The organism is Mesonia phycicola, from assembly GCF_900141885.1.
Classification (GTDB): domain Bacteria; phylum Bacteroidota; class Bacteroidia; order Flavobacteriales; family Flavobacteriaceae; genus Mesonia; species Mesonia phycicola.
Map to the genome: position 1 here is coordinate 164,877 of NZ_FQYY01000004.1, position 16,990 is coordinate 181,866.

The following is a 16,990-nucleotide window of genomic DNA, read 5'->3' on the forward strand; positions in this document are numbered from 1 at the left end:
ATAATTTTTATTTTTCTTTTCTAGAATCTTATCATGCAAAAATTCCTCTTTTTAATTCCTATATTACTTTTTAGTTTTTTAGGTATAAGTCAACAAACAGACTCTACCGTTTATGTAAACGGTAGAGTTCTTAATGCTGCAAACGACCTGCCTATTGAAGACGTAAATATTGTTAACCTTAACGAAGTTATTGGTACAGTTACCAACAGCAAAGGTGAATTTAAAATTAAAGCAGCAATTAATGATACTCTTTTCTTCTCTTACCTAGGTTACAAATCTATAGAAGTAAGAGTAACCAACGACTGGAAAAAGTTTGGAGAGGTTAAAATTAAAATGACAGAAATAGGTATAGCCCTAGAAGAAGTTACTATAAAACCATTAAAACTTACAGGATATTTAGAAATAGACGCTAAAAACATTCCTATCTACGAAAATCACCGGTACAGCATTTCTGGTTTAAACTACGGTTACGAAGCTGGAGCAAGCCAACCTGGTGCTTTTACCAGAACTATGGAATCTATTTTTAATCCAGTAGATTTTCTTTACAATATCTTCGGAAAAAAACCGCAACAAATGAAAAAGTTGCGTAAAATGAAAGAAGATGATGAAATTAGAAATCTTTTAGCTAAAAAATTTAATAGAGAAACCTTAACCGCACTTTTACAAGTGACAAGAGTGGATATAGATGAAATTTTACAGAATTGTAACTATTCAGAGAGTTTTATCAAATCTGCTAACGATCTACAAATACTAGATGCCATTAGTGGTTGTTATGAAGAATATAGAGTTCTCAAAAAAAGAAAATAAACACGGCATAAATTTTGAATTATTCTTTATAAACCATGAATAATGAAAAAGCTTATTTTTATACTATTTATAACTTTCTTTCAACTTAGTTTTGGGCAAAAAAACTCCTTAAAAAAAATAGCCAAAATATCTAAACATTTAGATGAAATTAGCGGATTAGAAAAATTAGATAACTCTCCCCTACTTTGGGCTGTTAATGATTCTGGTAATTTACCTGTAGTATATGGTATAAATACAGATGGAAAAATAGAAAAAGAAGTAGAAATAAAAAATGCTAGCAATATAGATTGGGAAGATTTAGCGAAAGATGATCAAGGTACCTTATATATTGGCGATTTTGGAAATAATGATAATGACCGAAAAGACCTTACAATTTACATAGTAGAAGACTTTTTAAACCAAGGTGATAAAGCAAAAGCTGGTAAAATTAATTTTTCTTTTGAAGATCAAACCGAGTTTCCTTCTAATAAGAAAAATAGAAATTTTGGTTCAGAGGCATTTATTTATAAAGATGGTTTTCTATATATTTTCACTAAAAACCGCAGTAAAAACTCAGATGGTACGGTAAATTTATACCAATTACCTGCTAAGCCTGGTAATTACAAAGCTAAAAAAATAGATAGTTTTAAAACCTGTACTACTGGTACTCATAAATGCTGGATTACTTCTGCTACCTATAATAAAACTAAAAACGAAATTTTATTACTAAGCGAAAAATATGTTTGGAAGTTAAGTAACTTCAACACAAATAAGTTTTTTAATGGTGATATAAAAAAATATAAACTTTCTGGTAAAAACACCCAAAAAGAAAGTATTTGCTACAAAAAAAATCACACTGCTTACATTGCAGATGAGCAAGAAGGTAAAAAGAAAGGTAGAAATCTTTACGAGTTATCTCTTAAATAACGCTCAATAATCTGTTCACTACTTTTTATAGTATTTGTAGTCCACTTCATCCTTATATCATAAATTTCTTCCGCAGAAAGCTTCCAATCAATAGAGCTTTGCTTAAGTCTAGAAGTAATGTGCTGTAAAATGATTGCTGCAGAAACAGAAATATTTAAACTCTCTGTAAAACCTACCATTGGTATTTTTAAAAAACCGTCTGCATTATTCATTAACTCTTCACTCAATCCTTGTGTTTCTGTACCAAAAAAAAGAGCTGCTGGTTGTGTAATATCAAAATCATCTAGTAAACAAGCATCGTTATGAGGTGTAGTAGCTATAATTTTATAACCTTTTTCTTTTAAATGCTTAACAGAATCTGATGCTTTGTGATAACGATTTATGTTTACCCATTTTTGAGCACCCATGGCTATTTCTCTATCAATACTTTTTACGTTTCTTTCTTCTGTAATATGTACATTTTGTACACCAAAAACATCACAACTTCTTATTACAGCACTGGTGTTGTGTAATTGGTAAACATCTTCTGTTGCAACTGTAAAATGGTTGGTTCTCTCTGCTAAAACTTTATCAAAAAGACCTCTACGTCTTGGCGTTAAATACGTTTCTAAGTAATCTAAAAGCTTTTGATCTCTCATAACTGCGAAAGTAGAATTTTTTAGTTAAAATTTAAGTTTTAACTTTAGTCTTTCTATTTAAAAAAGAAAATAATGAAAAACATAGTCGTCTTAACTGGAGCTGGAGTAAGTGCAGAAAGTGGTATAAAAACTTTTAGAGATGATAATGGTTTATGGGAAGGGCATGATGTTATGGAGGTAGCATCACCAAAAGGTTGGGAAAACAATCAAGAATTAGTATTAGATTTTTATAATAAAAGAAGAAGACAATTAAATGAAGTAAAGCCAAACCCTGCACATTATGCATTAGTAGATTTAGAAGAAAAATATCACGTAGAGATTATTACTCAAAATGTAGACGATTTACATGAACGCGCAGGCAGTAAAAATGTAACTCATTTGCACGGAGAGTTATTTAAGGTAAGAAGCACTTTTGATAAAGATTTAGTATTAGATTGGAAAGGTGATTTAAAAACGGGCGATTTTTGTGAACACAATCACCAATTAAGACCTCATATAGTTTGGTTTGGCGAGCAAGTACCTATGCTAGAAGTTGCGGTAGAAAAAGTACAGCAAGCAGATATTCTTATTATTATTGGTACCTCTATGCAAGTTTACCCTGCCGCTAGTTTAATAGATTATGCCCCAGACGATACTCCTATTTATTTTATAGACCCAAAACCATCTATAAATTCTTCAGACAAAATTAAAGTGATTGCAGAAAATGCTTCTGTAGGAGTGGTTAATTTGGTAGACAAACTAACAAAGCAATAATAATGAACAGCCAAGAACTTTTAGAAGAATTATTAAAAATTAATGCGCAGCCAGAAAACAGGAAAATAACTACGCAAAAAATTTTAGCACAACCTGATCTTATTAAAAATGTTCTTGCTATTTCAAAAAAAAATTCTAAAAAAGTAAGTGGTAAAGCAACACGTGTACTAGAGTTGGTTTGTAAGATAAATGCACTTTTAATTTTTCAGCATAAAAAAGAAATAATTAAACTAGCAGAAACTGCAAAATTAGAAGATGTTGTTAGGCCTTTGGCTAAAATATTTGAATTATGGACACTGAATTATTTTAGTGAAGAAAAAGAAATTCAACTTCAACCAAAAGATCAAGAAAAAATAATAAGTATTTGTTTTGATTGGTTAATTACCCCGCAAAAAATGGCTCCCCAAGCATATAGTATGCTAACTTTGTATTTGTTAGGAAAAGAAAATGATTGGGTGCACCCAGAATTAAAATCAATTTTAGAACAAAACTACGCAAGTGGATCTGCTGGTTATAAAGCTAGAGCCAGACAAATTTTAAAAAATATAAACAAAACTACATTTTAAACCACTTCTCTATCTCTAAGTCTAATTCTTTCACAGATATTTTCCCTAATTTCTTTACATCAGATTTTTGTCGTTGTCTTTTTTCTAAAACAATAAGTCTTCCTACCAATTCATCAATAGTAAAATAGTCAGGATAGTTTTCTAACTCTTTTTTTAAAACTTCTTTAGCAATCATCTATTTAATTTAAGATGAGAAAGATACAAATTAAATCTAAAAAAAATGTTAAGATTTAAAATTTCATTATTAGATAACTTTCAAATAGTTGTGAAATCTATTTTTTAGCTTGCCGTTAAGTTTTATCTTTACGCCTTTAATTTTCTAAAATAAACTTATGAATCCGCTTCAGGCCATTTCACCAATAGACGGAAGATATGCTTCCAAAACCAAGAATCTTGTTCCATTTTTTAGTGAAGAAGCCCTTATTAAATACAGAGTTAAAGTAGAAATTGAATACTTTATTGCTCTTTGTGAATTACCATTACCTCAACTAGAAAAAGTAGATGCCTCTTATTTTCCTAAACTAAGAGAGATTTATGAAAAATTTTCTACAGAAGATGCACAAGCAGTAAAAGACATAGAAGCCGTAACTAACCATGATGTAAAAGCGGTAGAGTATTTTATTAAAAAAGAAATGGATGAGCTTGGTTTAACCGAGAGCAAAGAATTTATTCATTTTGGCTTAACTTCTCAAGATATTAATAACACCTCTGTACCTTTAAGTTTAAAAGATGCTATAGAGCAAGTTTATTATCCTCTATTAAATGAGGTGTTAGACAAGCTAAAAGAAATGGCAGAAGACTGGAAAGAGATTCCGTTACTTGCTAGAACACACGGTCAACCAGCCTCTCCTACTCGCTTAGGTAAGGAAATTGATGTTTTTGTAGTAAGACTAGAAGAACAAATAAAAACTTTAGTAAACACTCCAACTGCAGCTAAATTTGGAGGAGCAACAGGAAATTACAACGCACATAAAGTAGCTTACCCATCTATAGATTGGAAAGCATTTGGAACTAAATTTGTAGAAAGTTTAGGGATGAAACACTCTTTCCCTACTACTCAAATTGAACATTACGATTATATGGCTGCCGCTTTTGATGCTTTAAAACGTATTAATACCATTTTAATTGATTTAGACAGAGATGTATGGACATACGTTTCTATGGATTATTTTAAGCAAAAAATTAAAAAAGGAGAAGTTGGTTCTTCTGCAATGCCACATAAAGTAAACCCTATTGATTTTGAAAATAGTGAAGGTAACTTAGGAGTTGCAAACGCTTTGTTTGAACACTTGGCAGCAAAATTACCTGTGAGTCGTTTACAACGTGATCTTACAGATAGTACGGTTTTAAGAACCATTGGTATGCCATTAGGACATACAATTATTGCTTTTCAATCTACATTAAAGGGATTAAACAAATTATTACTAAATGAAGATAAACTTCACCAAGATTTAGAAAATAACTGGGCTGTTGTTGCTGAAGCGATACAAACTATTCTGCGTCGTGAGGCTTATCCAAATCCTTATGAAGCTTTAAAAGGTTTAACCAGAACCAATGAGAAAATTACTGCAAAAAGTATTGCAGATTTTATTGAAACTTTAGATGTTTCTGAAGAAATAAAAGCAGAATTAAAAGTAATTACTCCGCAGAATTATACGGGGATTTAAAAATTCTTCATTAAATTAATATAAAAGCTCGAAGTTAATTAACTTCGAGCTTTTAATTTTTATTATGAAATTTTACCAAGACGAAAATTTTGAAAATATAGATTTTACAACTCGCCATGAGTTAGCGGAATTTGATAATTGCAGTTTTAGTAATTGCAACTTTGGTAAAATGAATTTAACAGGCTATAACTTTTTAGAGTGTGATTTTACTACTTGTGACTTAAGTCTTGCTACCCTAACAGATACTAGCTTTAATCAGGCAATTTTTAAAGATTGTAAACTACTAGGTTTACGTTTTGATGCTTGTAACGATTTTCTTTTTGCGGTTAATTTTATAAACTGTCAGCTGAATTTTTCTTCTTTCTTTCAACGAAAAATGAAAAACACCAATTTTAAAGATTGTAAATTAATAAGTGTAGATTTTACAGAAGCTAATCTAGAAAATAGCAATTTTGAGAATACAACTTTAACCGATGCTATTTTTGATAGAACTAACCTTAGTAAATGTAATTTTACAACCGCACAAAACTTTCATATTCACCCAGAGCAAAATCAAATAAAAGCAGCCCATTTTGCTAAAGATAACCTCAGCGGACTGCTTTTAAGTTATGGATTGAAGATTAGTTAGTTTATTTTAAAATTTTAATTGTTTTATAGTTATTATCCATCAAAATTTTAGCAATATAAACTCCTGTAGATAAACTAGAAATATCTATTTCAGGATTATTACTATTTATATTTTTAGATATAACTTTCTTTCCTGTTAAATCATAAATCTGAATATTTTCTATAAATTGATCTGAATCTAAACTTAACTTACTACTATCATTATAATAAGTAAAGTTTGATGATTCAAAATCATTTACATTTAAGGTAGATGATTTAAAATGCCAAGTTTCAACAGTTCCGTTATACTGATTATTACCATCTAATGGTATTACTTGCCAGTAATAATCTGTATTATGATCTAAGTAAATTTTCTTGCTATTGGTACTAACTACTTCAGATACTATATTAAAATTGGTGGCAGATGTACCTAAATTAAACATAAACTCTTCTTGACTATTATCAAGACAAATTAAATCAGATTCAGGCGTCCATTGGAAAATGTAAAAATACTCTGTTTTACCGTTTACAGTTTCTTCAGATAAAGTAACTGCCGTATTATTATTACTTGGTACCGGGGTTGAAGAAGGTTTAAGACCCGAAATCACACTCAAATCTACTGGTAATATGGTATTACAAACTACAAAAGTATCAGATATACTAGCATATATAGTTTGCGCAAAAGCTGTTATGTTAGTATAATTACCCGTTAAAGAATTTTGTTGAGCCTGAGCATCTGCTTGAGTTAAATAATATTCTATTTGATAATTCCCTTGTAAGGTGGTGTTAATTTGACTCGTAATTAAGCTTAAATCAAAACTATAAAACCCATCTGCAGGATTATCATCATCACAAACTTCATACGATATACTTGTAGTGTAATTTACCAATTGATGCTCTTTTACTTGAAAGCTCTCTATGTAACTACAAGAATTAGTATTTGAATTTAATTTTATATAGATAGTTTGATTAGAATTTAATAAAGAATATTGATTTGGTAATGCTATACTATTTGTTCCGCTATTTGCATCAGCTAAATTTTCATAATATTCAATCTGAAAATCATTAGCATTAAGTCCCATTAGTATTTCGGTTTCATTTACAGTTAAATCTACAACTGGTGAGTTAGAAAAACTATCACAATAGTTAATATCAGAAATTGAAAAAGTATGAGGTACAGGTGGAGTCAAAGTAAATGATATCACATCATAACAATCGGTTAAACTAGAAATCCCTAACGTAGTATAATCATATTCTAATCTTGCATAAAGCGTAGTATTTGCTGTAATAGAACTTATATCATATATCGTAGGATTAGAAATTAAATCTGTACTTACTTGATCTATTGCACCTGTTTCTGTAGTATAATAGGTTATTGTGTAATTTGAAGCAGCTTGTCCATTCAAAATATCAGATTCTGCAGTTGTCAAATCTACCGTGTTACTATTCAAGCAAGGAATAACATCTGTAGGACATCCCGAAATAGGACAAGATTTTAAATTAACAATGCTTGTTATTGCTGGACCTAATACAGTTGTTGCTCCTGCATTACAAGTAGATTGATAGTCTAAATAAGAAATTATTTCTGCATCTCCGTATAATGTTGCAGAAAGATCTGATTGATTTATATTATAAATTAGTTGATTTGAAGTGGTTTGAGTAGGATTTACAGTACCTACTAAACTACCGTTATTATATATTTCAAGACTAGAAGAATTTATAGTACTAGATACAGGAAGCTCATAATCTACTGTAACTGCTATAGGAAATGTAGGATTTAAAATATCTAAACTTGAAGAAGTACAATCATAGGTTAACCCTCCACTGTTATTATTTAATGAAGAACAAGAGTTATAGGTTGCTGATGTAGAAGTAACCTCTGCATTTGTATAAGCAAACAAAGAAGAACTAGTATTAACTCCAGCACTATCTCCAACATATAAATTATCTAAATATATATAACTATAATGACCACTATAACCACAACTAGAAGCAATTACCTGTAAAGAAACAGCTTCTCCTTCAAAATTAGAAGTATCTATAATTAATTGACTCCAGTCTATATAACCATAAGGCGTATAAGCTGATGTAGGAAAGCTTGCATATGGCAAAACAACACTACTACAATCAAACATATCTACACTTAGACATTCTTCTATTTTATCTCCACAAGAATTTTCTATTAAAATTTTATAGTATGCCTCTATACCGGCATGCCCCGATGGGTTTTGAAAGACTCCTGCAAAATCTAGCTTAAATACTTCTCCTGCTATAAAATCTTTTTGCAACCCAACATACGCTGATGTTCTCACATCATTTAATCTTATAGCGGATTCTGAGCAAACATTACCTAATGGGCTAACCCTACTTAAAGAATATCCATATTGTAATAAATGATTATCATAACCTTCTGTTACAATCGAAACCAAACTATTTGTATCGTTAATGGTTGCGCTCAAAGAAACAGAAGTAGAAGAAGAAAATAAATCTGGAGAACTACAAGTTTTTTGAATTGAAGCCCCTTGAAAGAAACTGAAATTTGTAAAATCGTTAGACTCTAAACTACTATTTTCAAAACAAGCATTATTTACTTCACTAACCGTAATAGAGGCTAAACTACTTTCACAACCCCCAATAGTTTGACTTACATAATAAACACCTCCATTTACTAACAACTCCGTACTTGGGTCAGTAACGACTAAAGTTCCTAATGAGTCTTGGTACCAAGTTAAATTCTCCCCACAAGCTTCTAGATCTGCAACACTCGCAGCGTTATATGTTATACCTGCATCTATCCAAGCTTGATTACAAAATGATTGTATAGGCTCTACAATTGGTGCAGTAACAGTATTTATACCTAATAATACTGGTAACAAACTACAACTACTACCAAAACTAGCATATAATGTATCATTAGCACTAACTGGATCTGTAGATGATAAAGAAATAGTACCTGCAGCATCTGAAAAAAAGTTAATTTGACTATTCGTGTAATTTAGAAAAGATAAATCTGCTACAGTATAATTTGTTCCAGAACATAAAATATCTAGAGCCAACCCATCTGTATAAAGATTAAATTCGGTAGTAAATTCTTGTGTACAACCAGTTTGCGTATAAGTTGCTGTATTGTTATAAACCTCATAAGATGTTGAACTAAGAAAATATACTTCTGTAACTGCAGTATTAACTGTGTACGGTATTGTACAACTACTGTCTATATATAAATTTTGTATGTTAGACCAAATAGCAGTCTGTTTTACTCCGTTAGAATCTTGAATAGATAATTCTGTAATTACAGAAGAACTAATAAAATATGCGTCAGCTTCATTACAAATTGACTGGGTTAAAGATAATGGTAATTGATTGCAAACTTGAGAATGACTACAAATGGATAATAATATTGCAATAAATACTAAGTAGTAATTGTTTTTCATATAGCTAAGTTCCATAAGTTAAGTAGCATAAATATATAAAAAAATTAACATTTTATTAGTTTATTACATACACACATTATTTTTGAACTAAGCATTAATAATTTTCATAAAAAAAGCAGCCCATTTTGCTAAAGATAACCTCAGCGGACTGCTTTTAAATTATGGATTGAAGATTAAATAATGACTTTTAGCTTCTTCTAAATTTTGAAGTTTCTTCAAAAACATACTCCAAGATGCCTTTGTCTTCTTCTGTAAGTTCTATATCTCTGCGTTCCATGACTTTTTCTGCCACTTCAAAAGCTTTATTGGTTTTATAAGTAGTAACTCCGCTACTGCCTCCCCAACTAAAACTTGGTACAAAATTTCTAGGGAAACCTGCACCAAAAATATTTGCGCTTACCCCTACTACCGTTCCTGTATTAAACATTGTATTTATTCCGCATTTAGAATGATCTCCCATCATTAAACCGCAAAATTGTAATCCTGTTCTTGCAAAGCCTTCTGTCTCATAACTCCACAATCTTACCTCTGCATAATTATTTTTTAGGTTTGAATTATTGGTATCTGCTCCCAAATTACACCATTCACCTAATACAGAGTTTCCTAAGAAACCATCGTGGCCTTTATTAGAATAACCGAAAATCACAGAATTATTTACTTCTCCTCCTACTTTACTATGCGGCCCTACTGTGGTTGGCCCATAAATCTTAGCTCCCATCTTTAAAGTTGCGTTTTCACAAAGTGCAAATGGCCCTCTAACTATAGAACCTTCCATCACCTCTGCATCTTTACCAATATAAATAGGACCGTTAGTTGCGTTTAATGAAGCTATGGTCAATTTTGCTCCTTCTTCTACAAAAATTCTATCTTTATTTACACAGAAAACAGAATCTGGAATAGGCTCTGATTCTCTATCTTTTGTTAACCAATAAAAGTCTTGCTCAATTGCTTCTCCGTTTTTAGAGAAAATATCCCAAGTGTTTTCTATAAATAATGGCTCTTCAGCAACTTCTATGGTATCAAAATTTTCTAAATCTACTTCTTCTCCTTCCGCAGTAAAAAAAGCAACATAAGTATCTTGATGAACAATAACTTGGTTAGTCTTTAAATTTTTTATTTGCTGAAGTAAACTTTCTGAAGGAAAATAAGCTCCGTTAATCATTACATTATTTTCTAATTCTACCATTGGCCATTTTTCAGATAAATATTCTTCTGTAATAGTGGTAGTTGTACTTTCTAGCAAAAGTTCCCATTTTTCACGAATGGTTAAAATACCTACTCTAATATCTGCAACTGGTCGAGTAAATGTAAATGGTAAAAGCTTATTTCTAGCGTCTCCGTCAAAGAGTATATAATTCATTAGATTTAATTTTGGTAGCTAATTTAAAAAGTAATAAGTAAGATTAGTGTTTACAAGCTTCTTTTTTTCTAGTATCTACAATAGAAAATATTTTCCATCCTTTTTTGGTAGAAATAAGTTGAAAGTTATTTACCCCACAATGGCTTAATTCTTTATTTAAATAAAACTCATAAGGCATCCATACCGAAGCTAAACAATTATCTTGTTCTACAGAATAAAAACCTAATCTTTCTTCAAACTTAACATCTTCAGGTATATTTTTTAAATCTGAAAGAAATTCTTTAAAAACTCCCGCATTTAGTTTTGTTACCCCTTCTTTTGTTTTACCTATGTATTTTATCTGTATATCTTTATAAGCCAAACTTCTTAACATAGTGGTGTCTTGCTGATGAAAAGCCACAAAAAAGTCTTCAATTATTTTTTCTGGTGATGTTAATGAGCTTTGTGAAAAGCCTAAAAAAGTGGACATAAAAATGAATAAAATAAAAAATAATCTCATCTAAATAATCTTTTGAGGTTGGTATACTAATTTAGTACTTTTACTCTAACAAAAAACAAGAAAATGTCAGTAGCAAAAAAACAATATAAAAGAGTTACCGTAAAATCTTTAGTAGAAATGAAATCTCGTGGAGAAAAAATTTCTATGCTTACTGCTTATGATTATACTATGGCAAGTATTGTAGATGGTGCTGGTATAGATGTAATTTTAGTGGGAGACTCTGCCGCAAATACTATGGCAGGACACGAGACTACATTACCAATGACGCTTGACCACATGATTTACCACGCTACTTCTGTGGTAAGAGCTATTACCAGAGCTTTAGTAGTAGTAGATTTACCTTTTGGGACCTACCAAAGTGACCCTAAAGAAGCCTTACGTTCTGCTATAAGAATAATGAAAGAAAGCGGCGGTCATGCTTTAAAACTAGAAGGTGGTAAAGAAATTAAAGATTCTATTAAAAAGATTTTAAATGCAGGTATCCCTGTAATGGGGCATTTAGGTTTAACGCCACAATCTATTTATAAATTTGGAACGTATACTGTACGTGCAAAAGAAGAACAAGAGGCTCTTAAATTAAAAGAAGACGCTAAATTATTAGAAAAACTTGGTTGTTTTGCTATTGTGTTAGAAAAAGTACCTGCACAACTAGCTAAAGAAGTAGCAGAAAGCATTTCTATACCTGTAATTGGTATTGGTGCTGGTAATGGTGTAGACGGACAAGTACTTGTTATACATGATATGTTAGGAATGACTAAAGAATTTAATCCTCGTTTTTTACGTAGGTATTTAGATTTGCATACAGAAATGACAAATGCTTTTGAAGCTTACCATAAAGATGTGAAATCTGGTGATTTTCCTAATGAAAATGAACAGTACTAATAATATTTATAAATTTTAATCTCTATCCCGTTATATTACTAACGGGATAGTTTTCTTATAATAACAAATCTTTAATTACCTCTCAAAATATTATATTGAAGATAGATTCTAAAATACGTTACTTTTTAGCTATTAATAATAGCGCGTTTTTAGTTGCAATATTACTTTCTTTTCATTTATGGGTTACTAATAGAGAGTTTCCTTTGGTTCCTTTACTAAATGGTTTCCCTGCAATTAACACCTCTGTTAGTTACTTTATTTTTGGCATATTTGTTTGTTTACTTATTTGGCAAACTTTACAACCAAAACCCATAATTACTGCTTTATTCCTTTCTATTTTGGGCTTTTTATTGGTACAAGACCAAATGCGCTGGCAACCTTGGGTTTATATTCATAGTATATTTTTAATTCCATTTTTATTTAAAAATAAAAAGTCTTCTACCTTCATTCAATTTTATGCACTTATTCTTATCGGAATTTATTTTTGGAGCGGTTTTCATAAGTTCAATATTTATTTTGTAGATAATATTTTCCCCTCTTTCACTCGTAATTTTGGTTTTGATTTTCCAGGATACAGGTATTTTGCATATGCTATTCCAATTATAGAAATTGTAATTGCTGTTGGTTTACTTTTAAAAAAAACAAGAAAATTAGCTTTTACCTTAGCTTTAATAACTCACTTAATTATTGTGTGTTGGGTAAACCCTTGGAACGGAAATTCAAATTTCATTATAATTCCGTGGAATATAGCTATGATATTATGGGGATATTTCTGTTTTATAAAACACGAAGACACCTTACAACAAATTCATTTAAAAAGTAAATTAAACCTTATTGCAATAGCTATTGTTATACTGCCTATTTTAAACACATTTGGTTTGTGGCCGTACTATTTTTCTTTCAATTTATATTCAGGAAAAGGAAATACGCTTTACATTACGGTTTCTGAAGAAGATTATTTTCAGCAAAGTGAGAGTTTCAAAAATTCTTGCGCCTCTTTAATAAACTTTTCAAACAAAAACACCATTAACTTAGATAAATGGTCTTTTCAAGATTTAAATGTTCCGGTACCTGCAGAAACAAGAATACATCAATATATAATTACATACTTTTGTAAAAATAATGTAGATGCAACATTTGTTAGTTTAGATAGAAATTTAGTTCTTTCTACAGCTATATCATCTAATTGCCAATCATTTTAAAACAACTTAATTAATTTATTCTCTTGAACAGTAAACAACATTCTCATAAAGATAATTTACAAGTTATATTTGAAGACAACCACCTAATTGTAATTAATAAAAGGGCTGGAGATATAGTGCAAGGTGATAAAACGGGTGACCAACCACTTAGTGATGTTGTTAAAGACTTTTTAAAAGAAAAATATAACAAGCCTGGTAATGTGTATTTAGGGGTTGTACATAGATTAGATAGACCTACTACAGGTATTGTTCTTTTCTCTAAAACATCAAAAGCATTACCTCGTTTAAATAAAATGTTTGCAGAAAAGAAAACTGCAAAAACATATTGGGCATTGGTTAAAAATGAACCACCAAAAAAGAAAGATACTTTAGTGCATTACTTAAAACGCAACCCGAAGCAAAATAAATCTTACGCACACAAAAATGAAGTGCCAGATAGTAAAAAAGCCATTTTACATTATCGTATTCTTAAAAAATTAGATAATTATTATTTGTTAGAAATAGATTTAGAAACAGGCAGACACCACCAAATTAGAAGTCAATTATCTGCCATTGGCTGCCCAATTAAAGGCGATTTAAAATATGGTTTTGATAGAAGCAATAAAGATGGAAGTATACATTTACACGCAAGAAATTTAGTTCTTACCCATCCTGTTTTAAAAGAAAAAATCACATTTACCGCCCCTCTACCTAATGAGCCTTTATGGAAGGCTTGCAAATTATAAACTAGTAAGCACTGGTTTTAATAAATTTTCCATCTTTTTATAACCCGCTATCGTTAAATGTACTCCATCTTCTGTATAAGCTGATGGTAAAGAAAATGTTTCTGTAACCATTACCTTATAATAATCTACATAAGGTAACCGATTCTCTCTAGCGTAATTAGATAATAAATTATTTAAATGAATTATTTTTTCTATCGGATTAATTTTAGCATTCCAAGGAATAGTGGCAGCTGGCAAGACAGAACACAAAATTACAGAGATATGATTGGCTTGTGCTAATTGCACCATAGAAATAATATTACCGTATATATTTTTAACCGTAATTGGCCCTGTATTCTCTGCAATATCATTAATGCCTGCTAAAATCACCACAGCTTTAGGTCTAAGCTCAACAACATCTTGCCTAAAACGTAATAACATTTGTGAGCTAGTTTGCCCTTTAATACCTCGGCATATTAAATTATTATTTTCAAAAAAATCTGCACGTACTTCTTGCCAAAACTCTGTAATAGAATCTCCCATACCAACCACAAAATTATTTGGTACATTTTGGTTAAGCAATGCTTCATTTATTTTACGGTAACGCTCCAAATAAGCCCAATCTGTATTTTTCAAAACAATGTTTATTAGTAATCTTTTAATGTAAATTCAATTTTATCTCCTTGTCTTTTTTGTGAAAGTAAATTGATACTTTCTTTTGTTAACTGAAAAATTCTTGGGTATCCCCCTGTGGTTTGAGCATCCCTCATTAAAATAATAATGTTACCGGCCGGTGTAAATTGAACTGTACCCGGCAAAACTGGCTGAGTTAAAATTGGTTTTAAATTATTTTCTAAAGTTTCTTCTAACTGATACGCCATTCTGCTATTATTTTTAGAAACATGAAAGGTATTTTCTAAAAGTTTCGTTTTTAAATCTATTGATAATTCTTCAAACTCAGGACCAGGGTAAACTTCTAAAGTTTTAGTAACATAAAACTCCATATCATATTTCAATTGTGCATTGGTTAACTTTTTTATCCCTGTGTATGTTTCGGTTTTAATTACATCTCCTTTTTTAATTATTGAAGAATTAGTTACAGAAGCATACATACTTCTACTAGATAATTTTAATTCAGATTGAAATCCACCAGAAATAGCTAAATACAAGCGCACACCAGAGGTTATTTGTTTTATTTGAAGTCTATCTCCACTCTTTACCTTAAAAGGCTTTAAAAGCTCTATATTTTTGTCATTTAAAAATACATTTGCTTTTAATGCCACCAAAAACAATAAAGCATCCTTATCAAATTCTAATATCGGGCCTAGCATGGTAATTTCCATCACTGCATCTTCTTGCTTATTGCCAACTAATAAATTTGCAATTTTGGCAGCATAACTATCCATCACGCCACTTTTTGGTATTCCGTATTTTGCATAACCATTTCTACCAAAATCTTGAATGCTCGTAAGTAATCCGGGATGAATTATTTTAACGCTCATAAAGTTCTTTTTTTAGCTGAAATTTTCCTGCATTTACTTCTTCTTTTACCAGTTGATATTCTTCTAAAGAAATAGACTCAAATCTCAATTTATCTCCAGATTGAAATGGGGAAGGTTTTTTACTATTCACATCAAAAATTGGAACAGGACATTTACCAATTATTTGCCATCCGCCAGCAGATTTTTGAGGATAAATTCCTGTTTGTTTTTCACCTATAGCAACTGCTCCTTTTTCTACATTTAAACGAGGTGATTTTTTACGTGAAATATGAAGCTTTTTTTCTAGCCCTCCCAGGTATAAAAATCCAGGTAAAAAACCTGTAAAATAAATAGTGTAATTTGGTTGGGTGTGTAGTTGTATAATTTCTGAAATACTTAATTTATTTTGTTCACTCAGTAGAGCTAAGTCTATTCCAAATTTATCATCATAACATACAGGAAGTGTAAATTGACAAAATGAATTTGATGTAAACTCAATTTTATCATCAACTATCTTTTTTAAGGGTGAAATTTCATCATAAATATTATTTATAGTAAAACCATAATTAATTAATAATGAATTATATGTATTAACCACTTCAACCTTTACTTTACTATAATGATTTAGAATTTTTTGTTTTATTTCTAGCAAGAAATATAATAAATTTTCATCAATAATTTCATCCCAAGTAAGTAAAATTGCCTGCTCTCCTAAAGGTTGAATGTTTGGTTTACCGTACTTCATCTCCCTCCTATATTAATATTATTTGCAGTTAATTTCTCTTTCAAGTATGATAATATTTCTACTGAATTTTCTGTATCACTATGCACACAAATAGTATTAAAATTAGCGTGTAAAAAAGTATCTTTTTTAAGTTGAATCTTTCCTTTAAAAATCATTGAAAAAACGTGCTGAAAAACAGCTTCTTTTTGGTGTAGAACTGCATTGTTTTTAGATCTAGAAACAAGACTAAAATCTGCCTCATAATTTCTATCTGCAAACCCTTCTACCCAAATTTTTAATCGGGATTGGGCTATCTGTTTTATAACTGATTTTGGTGGTACAAACAACACTAATTCAACATCAATTTCTTCTACTAAATCTACTAAAACATGTGCCTTCTTTTCATCTCTTACCAGGTCATTATATAAAGCTCCATGAGGTTTAACATGATGCAGTTTTTTACCTAGATTTTCAGCAGCTATTTTTACTTTTAAAATTTGATTTTTAAGGGTAGTTTTTAGATCATCTAAAGACATATCTATAGATTTTCTACCAAAATTATTTGGGTCTGGATATGAAGGATGCGCACCAATATTTACCCCATATTTTGCGGCCAATTTCACTGCAGTATTAATAGTTGTTTGATTGCCAAAGTGACCACCACAGGCTATATTGCAAGACGAGATAAGCGGCATTAACTGTGCGTCAAATTTTCCGCCTTCAGCTAAGTCGCAATTAATATCTATTTGTATCATAATGCT

The 16,990-nt window shown here is 30.5% G+C and carries 18 protein-coding genes; 9 read left to right on the top strand and 9 right to left on the bottom strand.

What is annotated here, in order from left to right; genetic code table 11:
* Positions 1 to 33: 33 nt before the first annotated feature.
* Together BUC03_RS07045 and BUC03_RS07050 are read left to right on the top strand one after the other, a co-directional pair.
* A complete protein-coding gene (locus BUC03_RS07045) occupies positions 34 to 807 on the top strand; it encodes a carboxypeptidase-like regulatory domain-containing protein (RefSeq protein WP_073149707.1) in 774 nt (257 codons plus the stop codon).
* 42 nt (positions 808 to 849) lie between these two features.
* The gene (locus BUC03_RS07050) at positions 850 to 1,713 is read left to right on the top strand and encodes a hypothetical protein (RefSeq protein ID WP_084112846.1); all 864 of its coding nucleotides are present in this window, start codon (positions 850 to 852) and stop codon (positions 1,711 to 1,713) included.
* Here the strand turns inward: BUC03_RS07050 and BUC03_RS07055 are convergent.
* Positions 1,692 to 2,351: a TrmH family RNA methyltransferase gene (locus BUC03_RS07055; RefSeq protein ID WP_073149711.1), complete on the bottom strand. Its 660-nt coding sequence runs from the start codon at positions 2,349 to 2,351 to the stop codon at positions 1,692 to 1,694. The two genes, BUC03_RS07050 and BUC03_RS07055, sit on opposite strands and share 22 nt — an antisense overlap.
* Positions 2,352 to 2,423: 72 nt before the next feature.
* Here BUC03_RS07055 and BUC03_RS07060 point away from each other — a divergent pair, with 72 nt between their 5' ends.
* Positions 2,424 to 3,104, top strand: coding sequence for an SIR2 family NAD-dependent protein deacylase (locus BUC03_RS07060; protein ID WP_073149713.1), 681 nt, complete (start codon positions 2,424 to 2,426; stop codon positions 3,102 to 3,104).
* 2 nt (positions 3,105 to 3,106) lie between these two features.
* Positions 3,107 to 3,670 carry a hypothetical protein gene (locus tag BUC03_RS07065; protein ID WP_073149715.1) on the top strand — a complete coding sequence of 188 codons (564 nt, stop codon included), beginning with the start codon at positions 3,107 to 3,109 and terminating at the stop codon, positions 3,668 to 3,670.
* Here BUC03_RS07065 and BUC03_RS07070 read toward each other — a convergent pair.
* On the bottom strand, positions 3,660 to 3,845 hold the full coding sequence (locus BUC03_RS07070; RefSeq protein WP_073149717.1) for a hypothetical protein: 186 nt from the start codon (positions 3,843 to 3,845) through the stop codon (positions 3,660 to 3,662). The two genes, BUC03_RS07065 and BUC03_RS07070, sit on opposite strands and share 11 nt — an antisense overlap.
* A gap of 157 nt (positions 3,846 to 4,002) precedes the next feature.
* Here BUC03_RS07070 and purB point away from each other — a divergent pair, with 157 nt between their 5' ends.
* Together purB and BUC03_RS07080 are read left to right on the top strand one after the other, a co-directional pair.
* Positions 4,003 to 5,337, top strand: a complete 1,335-nt coding sequence (gene purB, locus BUC03_RS07075; protein ID WP_073149719.1) for an adenylosuccinate lyase — start codon at positions 4,003 to 4,005, stop codon at positions 5,335 to 5,337.
* A gap of 64 nt (positions 5,338 to 5,401) precedes the next feature.
* Positions 5,402 to 5,965, top strand: coding sequence for a pentapeptide repeat-containing protein (locus tag BUC03_RS07080; protein ID WP_073149721.1), 564 nt, complete (start codon positions 5,402 to 5,404; stop codon positions 5,963 to 5,965).
* Position 5,966: 1 nt separating this feature from the next.
* Here BUC03_RS07080 and BUC03_RS07085 read toward each other — a convergent pair whose 3' ends face one another.
* The 3 genes from BUC03_RS07085 to BUC03_RS07095 form a co-directional block, all read right to left on the bottom strand.
* The gene (locus BUC03_RS07085; RefSeq protein ID WP_159432706.1) at positions 5,967 to 9,377 is read right to left on the bottom strand and encodes a T9SS type A sorting domain-containing protein; all 3,411 of its coding nucleotides are present in this window, start codon (positions 9,375 to 9,377) and stop codon (positions 5,967 to 5,969) included.
* 187 nt (positions 9,378 to 9,564) lie between these two features.
* Entirely contained in the window at positions 9,565 to 10,737 is a 1,173-nt protein-coding gene (locus BUC03_RS07090) for a GlmU family protein (protein WP_073149725.1), read from the bottom strand.
* 43 nt (positions 10,738 to 10,780) lie between these two features.
* Positions 10,781 to 11,206, bottom strand: a complete 426-nt coding sequence (locus BUC03_RS07095; RefSeq protein WP_084112848.1) for a hypothetical protein — start codon at positions 11,204 to 11,206, stop codon at positions 10,781 to 10,783.
* A 93-nt stretch (positions 11,207 to 11,299) separates the two neighbouring features.
* On the opposite strand from BUC03_RS07095, the gene panB reads away from it, so the two are divergent.
* The 3 genes from panB (at position 11,300) to BUC03_RS07110 (ending at position 14,045) form a co-directional block, all read left to right on the top strand.
* Positions 11,300 to 12,118: a 3-methyl-2-oxobutanoate hydroxymethyltransferase gene (gene panB / locus BUC03_RS07100; protein WP_073149729.1), complete on the top strand. Its 819-nt coding sequence runs from the start codon at positions 11,300 to 11,302 to the stop codon at positions 12,116 to 12,118.
* A 95-nt stretch (positions 12,119 to 12,213) separates the two neighbouring features.
* The gene (locus BUC03_RS07105; RefSeq protein ID WP_073149731.1) at positions 12,214 to 13,320 is read left to right on the top strand and encodes a MauE/DoxX family redox-associated membrane protein; all 1,107 of its coding nucleotides are present in this window, start codon (positions 12,214 to 12,216) and stop codon (positions 13,318 to 13,320) included.
* 23 nt (positions 13,321 to 13,343) lie between these two features.
* Positions 13,344 to 14,045 (top strand): RluA family pseudouridine synthase, encoded by a 702-nt coding sequence (locus BUC03_RS07110; protein ID WP_073149733.1) that lies wholly within the window; start codon positions 13,344 to 13,346, stop codon positions 14,043 to 14,045.
* On the opposite strand, the gene BUC03_RS07115 is transcribed toward BUC03_RS07110, so the two are convergent.
* Genes BUC03_RS07115 through pxpA form a run of 4 tightly spaced genes read right to left on the bottom strand, consistent with a single transcriptional unit; the run spans position 14,040 to position 16,984 of the window.
* Positions 14,040 to 14,660, bottom strand: a complete 621-nt coding sequence (locus BUC03_RS07115; protein WP_234971609.1) for a GDSL-type esterase/lipase family protein — start codon at positions 14,658 to 14,660, stop codon at positions 14,040 to 14,042. The genes BUC03_RS07110 and BUC03_RS07115 overlap by 6 nt on opposite strands.
* Positions 14,661 to 14,671: 11 nt before the next feature.
* Positions 14,672 to 15,526, bottom strand: a complete 855-nt coding sequence (locus BUC03_RS07120; protein ID WP_073149737.1) for a 5-oxoprolinase subunit C family protein — start codon at positions 15,524 to 15,526, stop codon at positions 14,672 to 14,674.
* Positions 15,516 to 16,250 (bottom strand): 5-oxoprolinase subunit B family protein, encoded by a 735-nt coding sequence (locus BUC03_RS07125; RefSeq protein WP_073149739.1) that lies wholly within the window; start codon positions 16,248 to 16,250, stop codon positions 15,516 to 15,518. The genes BUC03_RS07120 and BUC03_RS07125 overlap by 11 nt, the downstream gene beginning before the upstream one ends.
* The gene (gene pxpA, locus BUC03_RS07130) at positions 16,247 to 16,984 is read right to left on the bottom strand and encodes a 5-oxoprolinase subunit PxpA (RefSeq protein ID WP_084112850.1); all 738 of its coding nucleotides are present in this window, start codon (positions 16,982 to 16,984) and stop codon (positions 16,247 to 16,249) included. Before pxpA ends, BUC03_RS07125 begins: the two co-directional genes overlap by 4 nt.
* Positions 16,985 to 16,990: the final 6 nt, after the last annotated feature.

Bases quoted from the DNA above. Each gene is read 5' to 3' on its own strand.
- BUC03_RS07045 (WP_073149707.1), top strand. From the start codon at position 34: ATGCAAAAATTCCTCTTTTTAATTCCTATATTACTTTTTAGTTTTTTA.
- BUC03_RS07050 (WP_084112846.1), top strand. From the start codon at position 850: ATGAAAAAGCTTATTTTTATACTATTTATAACTTTCTTTCAACTTAGT.
- BUC03_RS07055 (WP_073149711.1), bottom strand. From the start codon at position 2,351: ATGAGAGATCAAAAGCTTTTAGATTACTTAGAAACGTATTTAACGCCA.
- BUC03_RS07060 (WP_073149713.1), top strand. From the start codon at position 2,424: ATGAAAAACATAGTCGTCTTAACTGGAGCTGGAGTAAGTGCAGAAAGT.
- BUC03_RS07065 (WP_073149715.1), top strand. From the start codon at position 3,107: ATGAACAGCCAAGAACTTTTAGAAGAATTATTAAAAATTAATGCGCAG.
- BUC03_RS07070 (WP_073149717.1), bottom strand. From the start codon at position 3,845: ATGATTGCTAAAGAAGTTTTAAAAAAAGAGTTAGAAAACTATCCTGAC.
- purB (WP_073149719.1), top strand. From the start codon at position 4,003: ATGAATCCGCTTCAGGCCATTTCACCAATAGACGGAAGATATGCTTCC.
- BUC03_RS07080 (WP_073149721.1), top strand. From the start codon at position 5,402: ATGAAATTTTACCAAGACGAAAATTTTGAAAATATAGATTTTACAACT.
- BUC03_RS07085 (WP_159432706.1), bottom strand. From the start codon at position 9,377: ATGAAAAACAATTACTACTTAGTATTTATTGCAATATTATTATCCATT.
- BUC03_RS07090 (WP_073149725.1), bottom strand. From the start codon at position 10,737: ATGAATTATATACTCTTTGACGGAGACGCTAGAAATAAGCTTTTACCA.
- BUC03_RS07095 (WP_084112848.1), bottom strand. From the start codon at position 11,206: ATGTCCACTTTTTTAGGCTTTTCACAAAGCTCATTAACATCACCAGAA.
- panB (WP_073149729.1), top strand. From the start codon at position 11,300: ATGTCAGTAGCAAAAAAACAATATAAAAGAGTTACCGTAAAATCTTTA.
- BUC03_RS07120 (WP_073149737.1), bottom strand. From the start codon at position 15,526: ATGAGCGTTAAAATAATTCATCCCGGATTACTTACGAGCATTCAAGAT.
- BUC03_RS07125 (WP_073149739.1), bottom strand. From the start codon at position 16,250: ATGAAGTACGGTAAACCAAACATTCAACCTTTAGGAGAGCAGGCAATT.
- pxpA (WP_084112850.1), bottom strand. From the start codon at position 16,984: ATGATACAAATAGATATTAATTGCGACTTAGCTGAAGGCGGAAAATTT.